Below are 15,323 nucleotides of genomic sequence, written 5' to 3'. Positions count from 1 at the left end.
AGGGTCTCAGACCGTCAGGCGCGCGACGGCCGCGGCGATGCGCTCGTCCGTCGCGGTGAGGGCGATACGCACGTGCTGCTCGCCGTCCGGACCGTAGAACTCGCCCGGCGCGACCAGGATGCCGCGCTCGGCGAACCAGGCGGCGGACGTGCGCCCGGATTCGCCCCGAGTGGCCCAGACGTACAGACCGGCCTCGCTGTGGTCGATGCGGAAGCCCGCGGCGGTGACGGCGGCGGCCAGGGCGGTGCGGCGGGCACGGTAACGCTCGCGCTGCTCGCTCTCGTGCTCGTCGTCGGTGAGCGCGGCCGTCATGGCGGCCTGCACCGGCAGCGGCACCATCATCCCCGCGTGCTTGCGCACCGCGAGCAGTTCCGCGACCAGCGACGCGTCGCCCGCGACGAACCCGGCGCGGTAACTTGCGAGGTTCGACGTCTTGGACAGCGAATGCACCGCCAGCAGGCCGGTGTGGTCGCCTCCGCTGACCTCGTCCGCCAGGATCGACACCGCCGGGGCGTCCCACGACAGACCGAGGTAGCACTCGTCGGACACCACCACGGCGTCGCGCTCGCGCGCGAACTCGACCACCTTGCGCAGGTGCGCCGCACCGAGAACCCGCCCGCTGGGATTGGACGGCGAATTCACGTAGATCAGGGCTGGGTTCTCCGGCCCCAGACGGGTCAGGCCGTCGGCCCGCAGCGTGCGCGCACCCGCGAGACGGGCGCCCACCTCGTACGTCGGGTAGGCCAGCTCCGGCACGACCACCAGGTCGTCGGAGCCGAGCGCCAGCAGCGTGGGCAGCCAGGCGATGACTTCCTTGGTCCCGATGACGGGCAGGACGGCGTCGTCGGCGACGCCGGTGATGCCGTACCGACGCCTCAGGGCCGCCGCGGCGGCGGTCCGCAACGCGGGAGTGCCGGCCGTCGTCGGGTACCCCGCCTGCTCCGAGACCGAGGCCAACGCGTCACGGACGACAGGCGCCACCGGATCGACCGGCGTGCCGACGGACAGGTCGACGATGCCGTGGGGATGCGCCGTCGCGCTGGCCTTGGCCTCGGCGATGGTGTCCCACGGGAACACGGGCAGCCGCTCCGACACCCGCCGCCTCGGCACCCGCCGCGTGGATCGTGCGGTCGGCGCGTCGACCACGCTCAGCTCTCGCCCATCGGCGGGAGCGACTTGATGAACGGCGGGTCGTAGTCGGTCTTGCCGACCTTCGCCGCGCCGCCGGGCGAGCCCAGATCGTCGAAGAAGTCGACGTTGGCGGCGATGTAGGCCGACCACTGCTCCGGAACGTCGTCCTCGTAGAAGATCGCCTCGACGGGGCACACCGGCTCGCACGCACCGCAGTCCACGCACTCGTCGGGCTGGATGTAGAGCATCCGGCCACCCTCGTAGATGCAGTCGACCGGGCACTCCTCGATGCAGGCCTTGTCCAGGACATCGACGCAGGGTTCGGCAATCGTGTACGGCACTGACGTTCTCCTTTAGCCTTTCCGAACTACGGGCGCGGACGTACTGCGCCGCTCGATCCAGGTTCGACCCAGCTTCGCCGCGCGGACGAGTGCGCCGCGCTCGCCGAAGTAGCCGGCCACCGCACCGACCACGGGCAGGTTACCGAGCCACCGATAAACGGTACGGCTGCGGGGTCGCTTGTCTAACTCGTCCGTCACCGCGCGCAGGATCTTGGTGACCGACCACAGCGTCGACAGCAGTGCGAACGGGGACCGCGACAGTCGACGGGACTCCCCCGTCTCCACCTCGGCCGCCTCCTGCGGCGTCGGCGCGTCCACCGAGGCGCCGACGGGCAGCTCGCGGTTGCACAGCACGGACGCGAGCAGGCGCACCTGCTCGTCCCGATCGTCGATGCCGTACTCGCGCGCCACCGCCACCAACACGATCGCCTGGTTGGCGAACCCGAGGACGTCGCCGAGCGGCAGCCGCCGCGCGAGCACCCCGAAGATGCCGGGGAACGCCACGGCCACGGTGCTGATCCCACCGACGCGTCGCACCCACCAGTTCACGCGCTGGTCGACCGTCATGGACTCCCAGGCCTTGGTGCCGGGTGTGTCCGCGGCGTCGAAGACCTTGGCGACGGCGTTGAGCGCCGTGTCGACGGACCCGGTCGAGCCGGTGGACCCGGACTCGGTGAACGTGCGCTTCTTGATGCCGAGGGGATCGCGATCGGCCAGCAGCTCGAGCATCGGATCGATGACGCGGACCGCTGCCCGCAGCACGCCCGCGACGCGCTGGTCGCCCAACCGGTCGGGGCTCACGCCGCCGTCCGGTCCGCGTACGCGGTGGTGCGCTGCACCGCGGGCCGTCCGATGCCCGCCGCGATCTCGTGCAGTTCCGCCACCGTCTTCTCCGATCCGTGTTGCGATCCCGCCATCCGGCTGATCGTCTCCTCCATCAGCGTGCCCCCCAGATCGTTGGCTCCGCCGGTCAACATCACCCGTGTACCCGCCACGCCCAATTTGACCCAGCTCGTCTGGATGTTGTCGATGCGCCCGTGCAGCATGATCCGCGCCAGCGCGTGGACCGCGCGGTTGTCGCGCTGCGTCGGACCCGGGCGCGAGGCACCGGCGAGGTACAGCGGCGACGACTGATGCACGAACGGCAGCGGGACGAACTCGGTGAAACCACCCGTCCGGTCCTGAATACCCTTGAGCACATTGAGATGTCCGACCCAGTGCGACGGATTGTCGACGTGGCCGTACATCATGGTCGAGCTCGACTTCAGACCCACCCGGTGTGCGGTGGACACCACGTCGACCCACGTCCGGGCGGGCAGCTTGCCCTTGGTGAGCACCCACCGCACCTCGTCGTCGAGGATCTCCGCGGCGGTCCCCGGAATGGTGTCCAGTCCCGCCTCCCGCAACGCGATCAGCCAGTCCTCCACCGACTGTCCCCCGCGCGAGGCCCCGTTGACGATCTCCATCGGCGAGAACGCGTGGACGTGCATCGACGGCACCCGGGCCTTCACCGCGCGCACCAGATCGGCGTATCCCGTGACCGGCAGTTCCGGGTCGATCCCGCCCTGCATGCACACCTCGGTCGCCCCGAGAACGTGTGCCTCCCAGGCTCGGTCGGCCACCTCGCTCGCGGACAGCGAGAACGCGTCCTCGTCGCCCTTGCGCTGCGCGAACGCGCAGAACCGGCAGCCGGTGTAGCAGATGTTGGTGAAGTTGATGTTCCGGTTGACCACGTACGTGACGTCGTCGCCGACGGTGTCGCGCCGCAGCGCGTCGGCGAACGCGGCGACCGCGTCGAGGGCCGGGCCGTCGGCGTTGGCCAGGGCCAGGTACTGCTCGTCGGACAGCCCGGCCGGATCGTGCTCGGCCGCCTGCAGCGCCGCGGCGACGTCGCGATCGAGCCGTTCGGGTGCCGTGGCCGCGAGCTCGGCCAGCGCGGCGACCTGCTCGCGCACCGAGTCCCAGTCACCGAACGCCGACCCGATGTCGCTGCGCGTCTCCGTGTTCCGGCCGTCGGTGTCGATGGCGGTGTGCAGATCGGTCCGACCCGTCGACTCCCACACCTCGTCCGGTTCCTGCCACGGCAGACCGGTCGGGCGGACGTCCGCCGCGAGACCGGTGGCCGGATCGGACAGCGCCCGGACGTGGGCCGCGATGCGCGGATCGATCCACGGCGAGCCCGCGCGGACGTACTTCGGCTGCGCCGCGGTCCGTTCGGTGAGGGTGAACCCGGCCGCGACGCTGATCTCGGCGAGGGTGTCCAGATTCGGCCAGGGGCGTTCGGGATTGACGTGATCCGGGGTCAGCGGGGACACCCCGCCCCAGTCGTCGACGCCCGCCGCCAGCAGCAACGCGCACTCGTCCGGCGACACCAGGTTCGGCGGCGCCTGGATGCGCATCGCGGGGCCGAGCAGGATGCGCGCGACGGCGATGGTGGCGCGGAATTCCTCGAGCCCGGCGTCGGGCACCGCGCGCATCGCGGTGTCGGACTTGGCCAGGAAGTTCTGCACGATTACTTCCTGCACGTGCCCGAACTGCTTGTGGGACGCCCGGATCGCGATGATCGACTCGGCGCGGTCCCGCACCGTCTCCCCGATGCCGACCAGGATGCCGGTGGTGAACGGCACGGTCAGCCGGCCCGCGTCGGTGAGCGTCTGCAACCGGACCGCCGGATCCTTGTCCGGGCTGCCGTAGTGCGCCTGACCCTTCTCCTCGAACAGCCGACGCGACGTGGTCTCGAGCATCATGCCCATCGACGGCGCCACGGGCTTGAGCCGCGAGATCTCCTCCCAGCTCAGGACACCCGGGTTCAGGTGGGGCAGCAGTCCCGTCTCCTCGAGCACCCGGATCGACATGGCCCGCAGGTAGTCCACGGTCGATCCGTATCCGCGCGACTCGAGCCACTCGGCGGCCTCGGGCCACCGGTCCTCCGGGCGGTCCCCGAGAGTGAACAGCGCCTCCTTGCATCCCAGTTCCGCTCCGCGGCGGGCGATGTCGAGCACCTCGTCCGGGTCGAGGAACATGCCACGTCCCTCGGCGCGCAACTTGCCGGGGACGGTGACGAAGGTGCAGTAGTGGCACGTGTCGCGGCACAGCCGGGTCAACGGGACGAACACCTTGCGCGAGTACGTCACCGTGCCCGGCCGGCCCTCGGCCAGCAGACCGGCGTCGCGGACCCGCGCGGCCGAGGCGCACAGATCGACCAGGTCGTCCCCGCGCGCGTGCAGCAGGGTCGTGGCCTCGTCGACGCTGATCACCACGCCGTCGCGAGCACGCCGCAGGGCCCGACGCATCGCCGAGGGTGTCGGGACGGGCACAGCGGCATCGGCGGACGCGCCGGTGTCGGTGCGCGCGGGAGTGGTCGGATCGGGCAACATCGTCACCGTTCGATCATGCGCCCTCGCCGCAGGGCTCGACCACAGCAGGGGTGAACGACGTGTCCGACAGCACGCCTCGACCGCAGTTCACCGTGGCCGACCCCGCCGAGAAGCTCGGTCCCCGCGCCGTCACGCTCTGGACCGTCGCGGCCGCCCTGCTGTGGGGCCCGATCCTGATCGGGCTCGCGGTGTGGGCCGTGCTCCTGGCGACGGTCGCGGATCGCCCGCTGTGGACGCCGCTGCTCGTCCTCGCCCCGATCGCCCTGGTGGCGGCGCTCGTCCACGTGATCGTCGTCCCCCGTTGGCGGTACGCGGTGCATCGGTGGGAGGTCAGCGAGACCGCCGTGACCACCCGGACGGGCTGGTTCGACCAGGAACGCCGCATCGCCCCGCTGAACCGTGTCCAGACCGTCGACACCGAACGCGGCCCCCTGGAACGGGCGCTGGGCCTCGCCACGGTCACCGTGACCACAGCGTCGTCGGCCGGAGCGGTGCGGATCGCCGCGCTCGACCTCGCGACGGCGGACCACGTCGTCGCGCGCGTCACCGAGGCCGCCGCACGCTCGCGCGGGGACGCGACATGAGCCTCGCCCCGCCCGACGGCGGCGACGCCGCCGAGGCGCGCGAGGAGGCCATGCCGTGGGCGCGCCTCGACCGGCGGATGCTCCTGGTCCACCCGGTCACCGAGGTGGTGCGCCTGCTCCCGGTCCTGGTGGTGTCGTTCGTCGTGGGAACCAGCAGCGGCAATCACCTCTGGAGCGCGGTGGTGCTCGTGATCGTCGTGGGCGCGGCGATCGCCCGGTGGCTCACCACGAGCTACCGCCTCGGTCCGGTACACGTCCAACTGCGCACCGGAGTGCTGCAGAAGAAGGTGCTCTCGATCCCGCGCGGCCGGATCCGCAGCGTCGACGTGCGGGCCAACGCCCTGCACCGCCTGCTCGGGCTCGCGGTGGTGACCGTCGGGACGGGGCAGCACGCCGGGACGGGCGAGACGTTCGAGTTGAACGCGCTCGACGCCCGCGTCGTCCCGGCTCTCCGCGACGGGCTGCTGGAGACGTCGGCGGCCGCGGCACCCGACACCGGGATTGAGACCGGGACCCGATTCGACGACCGCCCGACGACGCCCGCTCCCCCGGTGCGCGAACTCGCGCGCGTCCACCCGGCGTGGGTGCGCTACGCCCCGTTCACGCTCACCGGAATCGTGGTCGTCGGGGCCGCGGCCGGACTGCTCGGTCAGTCCGGAGCGGCCGGCGCCGTGGCGTCCTCCGCGATCGTCGACGACACGTACCGGCGCGTCGTCGACCTCGGCGCGACCGCGGCGGTGGTGGTGGCCGTCGTCGCCGCGCTGGTGGTCTCGAGCGTGGTGGCGGCCGTCCGCTACCTCCTCGTCTACGGCAATCTGGTGGTGACCGACGACGGCGAGCGGCTTCGGGTGTCCCACGGCGTCGTCTCCACCCGGCACAGCAGTTTCGACCGCACCCGGTTGCGCGGCGCGTCGGTGCGTCGCCCGCTGCTGCTGCGACTGGCGGGCGGCGCCCGACTCGACGCCGTCATGACGGGAGTCAGTGCGGACGAACACGAGTCGTCGTTGATCCTCCCGCCGGCACCGCGATCGGCCGTCTCGACGACCGCGGCGGCACTGCTGCCCGCGATGGGCGATGCCGTCACCGCGCGGCTCGTCGTGCACGGGCCCGTCGCCCGACGGCGACGCGTCACCCGCGCCCTCCTGCCGCCGGCGGCGGTCGCGGTGGCGGTGGCCGGATACGCGGTGAGCGGTCGGTCGGTGCCGTGGTGGGTGTGGGCGGCGCTCGTCGTCGCCACCCTGGCGGCGTCGGCCCTCGCGGCGGACCGCTACGCAGCGCTCGGCCACCGCGCCGAACCCGGTCTGCTGGTGACCGAACACGGCAGCCTCGATCGACGACGGGTGGTGCTCGACGCCCGCGGAGTGGTCGCGTGGACCGTGCGCCAGACCTTCTTCCAGCGACGGGCCGGGGTCGCGACGCTCGTCGCGGCCACCGCCGCCGGTACCGGCGCGTACCGGGTTCTCGACGTACCCGTCGAGCGGGCGTGGGCGATCGCGGAGGCGGCGGCCCCCGGCGCGACGGACGTGTGGGGAGCCGACCGATGACGCCCGCCGATCCGCGCCCCCGCACCCTCGCCGAACTCGACGCTCGCGTCACCGAGTGCCGCGCGTGTCCGCGGTTGGTCGAGTGGCGGGAACTCGTCGCGCGCGAGAAACGGGCCGCGTTCCGTGACCAGACGTACTGGGGGCGGCCGGTACCCGGCTTCGGGCCCGCCGACGCGCGGCTGCTCGTCGTCGGTCTCGCACCGGCCGCGCACGGCGCCAACCGCACCGGGCGCATGTTCACCGGCGACCGCAGCGGGGACGTGCTCTACGCCGCCATGCACGCCGTCGGGCTGGCCACGCAACCCACGGCCGTCGCGCCCGGGGACGGGCTCGAGTTGATCGGCACGCGCATCACGTCGCCGGTGCACTGCGCCCCGCCGGAGAACAAGCCGACCCCCGCGGAGCGGGATCGCTGCCGGTCCTGGCTCGAGGCGGAGCTGCACCTGCTCGCCCCGACCGTGCGTGCCGTGGTGGTGCTCGGTGGATTCGGCTGGAACGCGCTGATGCCGGTCCTGGCGGGCGCCGGATGGTCGGTGCCGCGGCCGCGGCCGACGTTCGGCCACGGCGCACGCGTGACGCTGTCCCCGATCGCGTCCGACCTTCCGGAGCTGACGGTGTTCGGGTGCTTCCACGTCAGTCAGCAGAACACCTTCACCGGTCGACTCACGCCGGCGATGGTGGAGGCGGTGCTGGCCGAGGCCGCCGACGCCGCGGGCGTGCAGCGCCGGGTGTGAGCCGGGTGTGAGTCGGGTGTGAGTCAGCGAGACCCGAGGGCGGTCAGGCGCCGCACTCGTAGCGCGAAGAGCTGCACGATCGGCGGCAGCAGTCCCCCGGCGACCAGCACGAGCAACCGCCAGTCGGCGAGGACCAGGACGTCTCCGCCGGGTCCGCCCAGCATGGCGAGGACCAACCCCAGCGCGAAGCCGGCCAGCGGCAGCGCGGCACGCCCGCCGTCCCGCGAGACCGACCAGGCCACTCGGACGAGCAGCACGTTGGCGGCCCCCGCGACGAGGCCGCTCACCGGAAACGGGGTGCTGCCCAGATACGCGGGCAGGAACAGCACCGCGCCCAGGGCGCAGAGGAACCCGTCGAGGGTGAGCGCGGCGAGAATGGCCGCTTTCACGCCCGTCACCACCGACTCCCCCGCGTGGCCGCTCACCCCGTCACCCGGACGTGGCCGGGACGGGCCGTCGTCAGCGCGGCGGGTAACCGATGGAGGTGAGGAAGTTGCTCACCGTGGTGGCGAACCCGGAGACCGCGTTGAGGTAGATCTCGCGCTGCAGATCGGCGGTGGGGCGCAGCGAGTCCACGAACGCCACCACGGCGTTCTGCAGGTCGTAGTTGAAGATCACACGGTCTCCTCGGGACGATGGGGCGAGAGGTCGGCGCCGACGCCGGACCCCGCTCCGTGACAGCGCTCACAGCATAACCCGGCACATTCCCCGTTTCGACCACCGGGCTCACGGCAGACCCGCGAACAGATCCGTCTCGCGACCGGACTCGTCGACGGCGCCGCGGTCGCCGTGCACCAGCACGTACTGCTCGTCGGCCAGCACCGGCTGCGCGATGTCGTTGGACAGGGCGTACGCCGTCCCCGTCTCGGCGACCGTGACCTGCGTGGCGTGCGCACGCAGCGCCGCCCGCTTCGCGTCCAGCACGCCGCGCACGTCGATGCTCGCGGTGACCTCGGAGTCCGGAACACTGGGCAACTCACCGGGTTCCGGCATCCGCCACGTGTCGGGCAGCGGACCGAGGTGCGCGAGACCCTCCTGCAACTGGGCTGCCCCGGTGACCGTCCAGTACGCCTTGGCGACCGACCACGGCTCGCCCGCCTCCGGGTCGCTCCCCGCGTTGGCCGCACGACCCAACGCCGCGCCGACCAGTCGATGCGCCTGCTGATGGTCGGGGTGACCGTAGCCGCCCTCGGGGTCGTAGAAGACCACCACCTGCGGACGGGTCTCCCGGATCACCGCGACCATCGCCCGCGTCGCCTCGTCGTCGTCCGCCCGGACGAACGCGCGGGGGTGCAGAGCCGCCGCCGTGCCGGCCATGCCCGAGTCACGCCACCGGCCCGCGCCGCCGAGGAAGCGCGGTGGCCGCGCGCCCAGCGCGTCCAGGGCCACCGTGAGCTCGTGAATGCGGTACCCGCCCAACTGATCTCCGCGGTCGGCGGTCAGTCCCGCCCAGCGGTCGCCGATCACCTCGCCCTCCTCGCCGAGCGAGCACGTCAGCACCGTGACGTCCACACCGTCGCGGGCGGCCCGCGCGATCGTGCCGCCGGTGGTGATGGACTCGTCGTCGGGGTGGGCGTGCACCAGCAGCAGTCGGCGCGTCACGGCACCTCTCTCATCCAACGGTCGGCATCACCGAAGATGCCCACCTCGATCGGCCCGGACAGGGTCGCCCCGCTCACGCCGGGACCGGCGGCGACCACCGACGAGTCCTGCACGATCGGCAGCACGGTGTTCAGTGCCCACAGGCTCGGTTGCAACGCCATGACGGCCGCGGTGGGATCGGGAGAAGTCTCCGCGGCCGCGATCGCCGGCGCCAACGCGGGATCGCACACACCCGACAGCGGACCGACGACGCCCGCGTCCTCGTCCTCGGTGCCGTCGGCGCCGACGGGGGGGACGGCCGCGCACCCGAATCGGGACGCCAGGGCCGTCGCCGGGTCACCGCCCGCGTGCGACCAGCCGACCACCGCGTCCACGGCACCCGTGGTGAGGGCGGTGCCGTAGAGCTCCTCCGGGTCGAGCGGCGTCACCGTGGCGTCGATTCCGGCGTCCCGCAACTGATCCGACGCGGTGTTGGCCACCGCGACGGCGATGGCGTCGTTCTGCGGCGCACCCAGCGTGATGGTCAGCGGTTGCGCGCCGGCGACCGGCGGCGGGGTGACGCTCGGGGTGGTCGTCCCCGCCGCGGAGGTCGGCGCCAGGGCCGGGGGCAGGGGTACCGGAGTGAAGCCGGCGGCGGCGAGGCCCGCGACGGCGTCCTCGCGCGGCAGGGGCGTCGGTCCCGTCGCCACGTACCCCGGCTGGGACGGCGAGACGATCTGCGCACGCGCCGCGGCCGTCGGCGCCGTCGAGCCGGACGCCACGGTCGAGAGCAGGTCGACGTCGAGCAGTCCCATCACCGATCGCCGCACCGCCGGGTCGGCCAGCGTGGGCACGCGCCCGTTGAGGGTGAGTTCCAGTGTGCGCGAGCGGAATCGCGTGTCGGTCCGGATGTCGGGGATGGCGCCCAGCTGCGCCGACAGCGACGGGCCCCCGCGCACCTCGGCGAGCTGGGCGTCCCCCGACCGCATCGAATCCGCGACCTGGGCATCGCTGCCGCCGCGCCGCAGGAGGATGCGATCCGGCGTGGCGGGCGAACCCCAGAACCGATCGTTGCGTTCGAGCAGGATCTCGTCGCGGCCCCGGTCGATCGTCTCGATCCGGAAGTGCCCGCCCGACACCGAGACGTTGTCGCGCAGACCGCGTTCGAACCCGCCCGGCAGATCCTTGAGCAGATGGGACGGCAGCAGGTCGGTGAACAGCTCGCGCCACGCCGGGTAGGGCCGCGACATCACCACCGACACCGTCTTGCCCCCGTCCGCGGACTGCACGTCCTCGATGGCGGCGTACCCCGCGGGGTCGACGACGCCCGGCGCCTCGATCATCTGCTGCCACAGGTAGCGGAAGTCCTCGGCGGCGATGGGCGCGCCGTCGGACCACTGCGATTCCGTGCGCAGCCGGTAGGTGATGGTGAACGGCGCGGTCGACGTCACGTCCGCCGAGATCAGCAGCGACGTGTCGGGCACCCAGTCGGTGCGCGCGCCGTCCACCGACCGCACCGGCCGGAACGCGCTGGGGAACACCAGCGTCGACACTGCCGTGTTGGCCGGGGACTGATCGGCGACGAGGTGCGGATTGAACCCGGTGCCCACGTCGTCGATCGCCACCACCACCGGATTCCCGGTCGCGACCGGGGCGGCGGGGGGCGTCGTCGTCGCGGTCTCCGTGCTCTGGATGGCCGGCGGCGGGTCGGCGGTGCACGCGGTCAGCAGGACGGCGGTGACCGCCAGGACCCGGACCGCAGGCATCACCGCACGCGCGCCGACCACGTCAGAGAGCAGCCTTGTCGCGCGACTTCGCGCGCGAACGCTCCCGGGCGCGCTCGTTGGAGTCCAGGTGCAGCTTGCGCACCCGCACCACCTCGGGGGTGACCTCGACGCACTCGTCGGCGGCGCAGAACTCCATCGCCATCTCGAGGTCGAGCTTCTTCGGCTTCGCCAGCGTCTCCATGACGTCCGCCGACGACTGACGCATGTTGGTCAGCTTCTTCTCGCGCGTGACGTTGATGTCGAGGTCCTCCTGACGCGGGTTGATACCCACCACCATGCCCTCGTAGGTGTCGGCGCCCGGCTCGACGAAGAACGTGCCGCGGTCGGCGAGCTGGATCATCGCGAACGGCGTCACGCTGCCCTGACGGTCCGAGACCAGCGACCCGGTGTGGCGCGCGCGGATCTCGCCCGCCCACGGTGCGTACCCGTGGAACACGGCGTTGGCGATGCCGGTGCCGCGCGTCTCGGTGAGGAAGTCGGTACGGAACCCGATGAGACCGCGCGAGGGAACGATGAACTCCATGCGGACCCACCCGGCTCCATGGTTGGTCATCTGGACCATCTTGCCCTTGCGGGCGGCCAGCAGCTGGGTGATGCCGCCGAGGTGCTCCTCGGGGCAGTCGATGGTCAGCTCTTCGTAGGGCTCGTGGGTCTTGCCGTCGACCTGCTTGGTGACCACCTGCGGCTTGCCGACGGTCAGCTCGAAGCCCTCGCGCCGCATCTGCTCCACCAGGATCGCCAGCGCCAGCTCACCGCGGCCCTGCACCTCCCAGGCGTCGGGACGGCCGATGTCGAGGACGCGCAGCGAGACGTTGCCCACCAGCTCCTGATCGAGGCGAGCCTTGACCATGCGGGCGGTCAGCTTGTGGCCCTGCACGCGGCCGACGAGCGGGCTGGTGTTGGTGCCGATGGTCACCGAGATCGCCGGCTCGTCCACCGTGATGCGATGCAGCGCAACGGGATTCTCCGGATCGGCGAGGGTGTCGCCGATCATGATCTCCGGGATGCCGGCCACCGCGACGATGTCGCCGGCCACGGCCACCTCACCGGGGCTGCGCTCGACGCCCACCGTCTTGAGCAGCTCGGTGATCTTGACGGTCTTGACGCCGTCCTCGTTCATCCACGCCACGTTCTGGCCCTTGCGGAGCTCGCCGTTGTGCACGCGCACCAGAGCGAGGCGGCCGAGGAACGCGGACGCGTCGAGGTTGGTCACGTGCGCCTGCAGCGGCGCGTCGCTGCTGCCCTTCGGCGCCGGCACGTAGTTCAGCAGCACCTCGAACAGCTCGTCGAGGTTCTCCGCGTCGGGTGCCTGCCCGTTCTCGGGCTGCTTCGTGGACGCCTTGCCCTCACGACCCGACGCGTACAGCACCGGCAGATCGAGAGCGAGCTCCGCGGCCTCCGACGCCTCGTCGTCCAGATCCGACGCCAGATCCAGCAGCAGGTCGTGGCTCTCCGAGACGACCTCCTCGATCCGCGCGTCGGGACGGTCCGTCTTGTTGACCACCAGGATCACGGGCAGCGACGCCGCGAGCGCCTTGCGCAACACGAAGCGCGTCTGCGGCAGCGGGCCCTCGGACGCGTCGACGAGCAGCACCACACCGTCCACCATCGACAGGCCGCGCTCGACCTCACCGCCGAAGTCCGCGTGACCCGGGGTGTCGATCACGTTGATGACCGTGACCGAACCATCGGCGTGGTGCCGGTGCACCGCCGTGTTCTTGGCCAGGATCGTGATGCCCTTCTCCTTCTCGAGGTCACCCGAGTCCATGACTCGATCGACCAACTCCGCGCGGGCGGCGAACGCCCCCGACTGGCGGAGCATCGCGTCGACGAGCGTCGTCTTGCCGTGGTCGACGTGGGCGACGATCGCGACATTGCGGAACGACGTGGGGGTGGTGGGGCTGGTCACGCGGTGATCTCCATCGGGTTCGAGTACGGGGCGAGTACGGCGGGTGAAGAGCAGGCGATTACCTCTCCCGGAGCACGCGCTGCGTCGCGAACGAGACGTGCGACTCGAAAAAGTTTACTCGCTCGGGGCGGGTGACTGCGCTCACGCGGTCTCCGGTCCCCTCCGACCGGGGGCTCACGCGGTCTCCGGTCCCCTCCGACCGGGGGCTCACGCGGTCTCCGGTCCCCTCCGACCGGGGGCTCACGCGGTCTCCGGCCCTATCAACATCACCAGATCGGCCACCCACTCGCGGTCCGCCGGCACCCAGTCCACCTCGTGGAGGTCGGCCGCGCCGACCCACCGCACGGCGTCGTGGTCGAGCGCGGACGGCGTCCCCGCGACGCGGCGCACCGCATAGGCACGCAGCACGTGTCCCGTCGGCAGGGGCACGTGGACCCCGACGGGCTCGCCGACCGTCACGTCGATGCCGAGTTCCTCCCGCAGTTCGCGGACCAGCGCGTCCGGCGGGGTCTCCCCCGGCTCGATCTTGCCGCCGGGCAGCTCCCACCGGCCGGCCAGTTCCGGCGGCGCGGCGCGCTGGGCGAGCAGGACGCGCCCGTTCTCGATCACCGCTCCTGCGACGACCGTCGCGGGTCCGGGCGGCGGGGGCAGGGGCGGTGGCACCATCGCAGTATGGCCGAGCTGCTCACCGACGACGACGTCCGTCGCGAACTCACCGATCTCCCCGACTGGTCTCGGGACGGCGACGCGATCACCCGCACCGTCACCTGCGCCACGTTCCGGGACGGCATCGATCTGGTGCGTCGGGTGGCCGACGCGGCCGAGGCCGCCGATCACCACCCGGACATCGACATCCGGTGGACGGCGATCACGTTCCGGCTCTCCACGCACTCCGCCGGCGGCATCACCGACAAGGACGTCAGGCTGGCGCGGACGATCGACTCGCTGGCGTCCTGACCGTGCGGCCGTGGGCGGCCACCACGACGAACGTCGCCAGCGTGCCCACGGCGTACGCCGTGCCCGCCACCGCGAGGACCAGCGGCCGGTCGATCTCCCAGATGGACGGTTGCCGGAAGCTGAGCAGCCACGGGACCCCGACCAGGGTGACCACCAGCCAGTAGCCGACCAGCCAGCGCACGCCGCGCGCCCGCCGCAGCGGACCGTGGACCAACCAGATCAGCAGCGGAATCACCCACACCCAGTGGTGCGACCACGAGATCGGCGACACGGCGAGGCCCACGAAGGACACGACGACGAGGGTGCCGAGGCGATCGTCCGGGCCCAGGGCCCGCCACGCCGCCACCGCGGCGACCAGCAGCACCGCGACGGCGCCGAGCCACAGCGGTCCCTGCCCGACGTCGTACCCGACCAGGCGGGAGAGCGCGCCGCGCAGCGACTGGTTCCACACCGAGCCGACGGGTCCGATGCGGTCGGCGTCGCCGAGCAACGTCCCGAAGTACTCGGTCGCCGCGGACCCCATGAGCAGGAAGCCGGCTCCGACGGTGGCCGCGAAGGTCACCGCGGAGAACACCGCCGCCGCCCACCGTCGCCGCGCGAGGAAGTACAGACCGGTGATCGCCGGGGTCAGTTTCACGCCGGCCGCGAGCCCGACCAGCGCACCCGAGACCCACCACCGCGCGCTGCGCGCCGCGAGCATCGCCATGAGCACGAGGAAGACGTTGACCTGGCCGTAGTCCAGGGTGGTGCGGAGGGATTCGGTCCACAGTCCGACGGCCGTCCACAGGAGCGCGGCCCGGCGCCAGGCCGGTGTGTCCGCCCGGTCGCCGCCCACCATGCGGAGGGCGATGCGGACGACGGCGTACAGCGCGACACCGGTGGCGACCATCCACAGCGCGCCGACGAGCGGGAACGGCAGGAAGTGCAGCGGATAGAAGACGAGGGCCGCGAACGGGGGGTAGGTGAACGGCAGCGGGAAATCCGGGGTCTGCGCCGAGTAGGTGAAGTCGTAGAGGGTGCCGTCGAACGCGGAGGCCGACCCGTCCACGTACACGTGCAGATCGACCCAGTTGCTGCCGTTGGGGGCCAACACCGTCCACAGCACGCGCAGGATCACCGTCGTCGCCAGGACCGCGGGCGCCGCGCGCAGGAGCACGGGCAGCCGCGGGGCGCGGTTCGGGGCACTCACGGCAGCGGGGTTCTCTCGATCGACCGGGTGGGACAGGACCGTGGGACAGGACCGTGGGCGAGGGTAGTCGGTGAGGTGATCGGACCCGGGGTCACGTCCGGCGCACTGTCGCCGATCACGGGTATCAGCAGTCACAATCGCATCACTGTTCACACCGACCACTCCCGCCCCTCTTATAACAGGCTAACG

General features: G+C 72.0%; 15 protein-coding genes. 4 read left to right on the top strand and 11 right to left on the bottom strand.

Features of this window, described 5'->3' with window-relative positions:
* Positions 1-6: 6 nt before the first annotated feature.
* The 4 genes from dapC to HQ603_RS02565 are packed head-to-tail and all read right to left on the bottom strand — an operon-like array spanning position 7 to position 4,849.
* Entirely contained in the window at positions 7-1,110 is a 1,104-nt protein-coding gene (gene dapC, locus HQ603_RS02580; protein WP_371830960.1) for a succinyldiaminopimelate transaminase, read from the bottom strand.
* A gap of 38 nt (positions 1,111-1,148) precedes the next feature.
* Positions 1,149-1,472: a ferredoxin gene (gene fdxA, locus HQ603_RS02575; RefSeq protein WP_068102344.1), complete on the bottom strand. Its 324-nt coding sequence runs from the start codon at positions 1,470-1,472 to the stop codon at positions 1,149-1,151.
* A 12-nt stretch (positions 1,473-1,484) separates the two neighbouring features.
* Entirely contained in the window at positions 1,485-2,273 is a 789-nt protein-coding gene (locus tag HQ603_RS02570) for a hypothetical protein (RefSeq protein ID WP_371830952.1), read from the bottom strand.
* Positions 2,270-4,849 (bottom strand): bifunctional FO biosynthesis protein CofGH, encoded by a 2,580-nt coding sequence (locus HQ603_RS02565; RefSeq protein WP_222683218.1) that lies wholly within the window; start codon positions 4,847-4,849, stop codon positions 2,270-2,272. The genes HQ603_RS02570 and HQ603_RS02565 overlap by 4 nt, the downstream gene beginning before the upstream one ends.
* Before the next feature lie 59 nt (positions 4,850-4,908).
* Between HQ603_RS02565 and HQ603_RS02560 the strand changes: the two genes are divergently transcribed.
* Genes HQ603_RS02560 through HQ603_RS02550 form a run of 3 tightly spaced genes read left to right on the top strand, consistent with a single transcriptional unit; the run spans position 4,909 to position 7,711 of the window.
* Entirely contained in the window at positions 4,909-5,433 is a 525-nt protein-coding gene (locus tag HQ603_RS02560; RefSeq protein ID WP_308126326.1) for a PH domain-containing protein, read from the top strand.
* On the top strand, positions 5,430-6,977 hold the full coding sequence (locus tag HQ603_RS02555; protein ID WP_222682774.1) for a PH domain-containing protein: 1,548 nt from the start codon (positions 5,430-5,432) through the stop codon (positions 6,975-6,977). The genes HQ603_RS02560 and HQ603_RS02555 overlap by 4 nt, the downstream gene beginning before the upstream one ends.
* Positions 6,974-7,711: a uracil-DNA glycosylase gene (locus HQ603_RS02550; RefSeq protein ID WP_222682773.1), complete on the top strand. Its 738-nt coding sequence runs from the start codon at positions 6,974-6,976 to the stop codon at positions 7,709-7,711. Before HQ603_RS02555 ends, HQ603_RS02550 begins: the two co-directional genes overlap by 4 nt.
* A 23-nt stretch (positions 7,712-7,734) precedes the next feature.
* Here the strand turns inward: HQ603_RS02550 and HQ603_RS02545 are convergent, their stop codons facing one another.
* The 6 genes from HQ603_RS02545 to HQ603_RS02520 all read right to left on the bottom strand — a co-directional run bounded on the left by HQ603_RS02545 (position 7,735) and on the right by HQ603_RS02520 (position 13,654).
* Positions 7,735-8,136, bottom strand: coding sequence for a hypothetical protein (locus HQ603_RS02545; RefSeq protein WP_222682772.1), 402 nt, complete (start codon positions 8,134-8,136; stop codon positions 7,735-7,737).
* A gap of 34 nt (positions 8,137-8,170) precedes the next feature.
* Positions 8,171-8,329, bottom strand: a complete 159-nt coding sequence (locus HQ603_RS02540; RefSeq protein ID WP_156509752.1) for a hypothetical protein — start codon at positions 8,327-8,329, stop codon at positions 8,171-8,173.
* A 108-nt stretch (positions 8,330-8,437) separates the two neighbouring features.
* Positions 8,438-9,313: an N-acetyl-1-D-myo-inositol-2-amino-2-deoxy-alpha-D-glucopyranoside deacetylase gene (mshB, locus tag HQ603_RS02535; protein WP_308126325.1), complete on the bottom strand. Its 876-nt coding sequence runs from the start codon at positions 9,311-9,313 to the stop codon at positions 8,438-8,440.
* A complete protein-coding gene (locus HQ603_RS02530) occupies positions 9,310-11,058 on the bottom strand; it encodes an ABC transporter family substrate-binding protein (protein WP_222682771.1) in 1,749 nt (582 codons plus the stop codon). Before HQ603_RS02530 ends, mshB begins: the two co-directional genes overlap by 4 nt.
* 22 nt (positions 11,059-11,080) lie before the next feature.
* The gene (gene typA / locus HQ603_RS02525; protein WP_222682770.1) at positions 11,081-12,988 is read right to left on the bottom strand and encodes a translational GTPase TypA; all 1,908 of its coding nucleotides are present in this window, start codon (positions 12,986-12,988) and stop codon (positions 11,081-11,083) included.
* A 240-nt stretch (positions 12,989-13,228) separates the two neighbouring features.
* Positions 13,229-13,654: a (deoxy)nucleoside triphosphate pyrophosphohydrolase gene (locus HQ603_RS02520; RefSeq protein WP_222682769.1), complete on the bottom strand. Its 426-nt coding sequence runs from the start codon at positions 13,652-13,654 to the stop codon at positions 13,229-13,231.
* Between the two features lie 6 nt (positions 13,655-13,660).
* On the opposite strand from HQ603_RS02520, the gene HQ603_RS02515 reads away from it, so the two are divergent.
* On the top strand, positions 13,661-13,945 hold the full coding sequence (locus tag HQ603_RS02515; protein ID WP_222682768.1) for a 4a-hydroxytetrahydrobiopterin dehydratase: 285 nt from the start codon (positions 13,661-13,663) through the stop codon (positions 13,943-13,945).
* On the opposite strand, the gene HQ603_RS02510 is transcribed toward HQ603_RS02515, so the two are convergent.
* Positions 13,908-15,134 (bottom strand): mannosyltransferase, encoded by a 1,227-nt coding sequence (locus HQ603_RS02510; protein WP_308126324.1) that lies wholly within the window; start codon positions 15,132-15,134, stop codon positions 13,908-13,910. The two genes, HQ603_RS02515 and HQ603_RS02510, sit on opposite strands and share 38 nt — an antisense overlap.
* Between the last annotated feature and the right edge of the window lie 189 nt (positions 15,135-15,323).

The organism is Rhodococcoides corynebacterioides, from assembly GCF_019834675.1.
GTDB lineage: Bacteria > Actinomycetota > Actinomycetes > Mycobacteriales > Mycobacteriaceae > Rhodococcoides > Rhodococcoides corynebacterioides_A.
The sequence above is the reverse complement of the archived record's forward strand: the minus strand, read 5'-3'. Positions and strand labels throughout refer to the sequence as shown.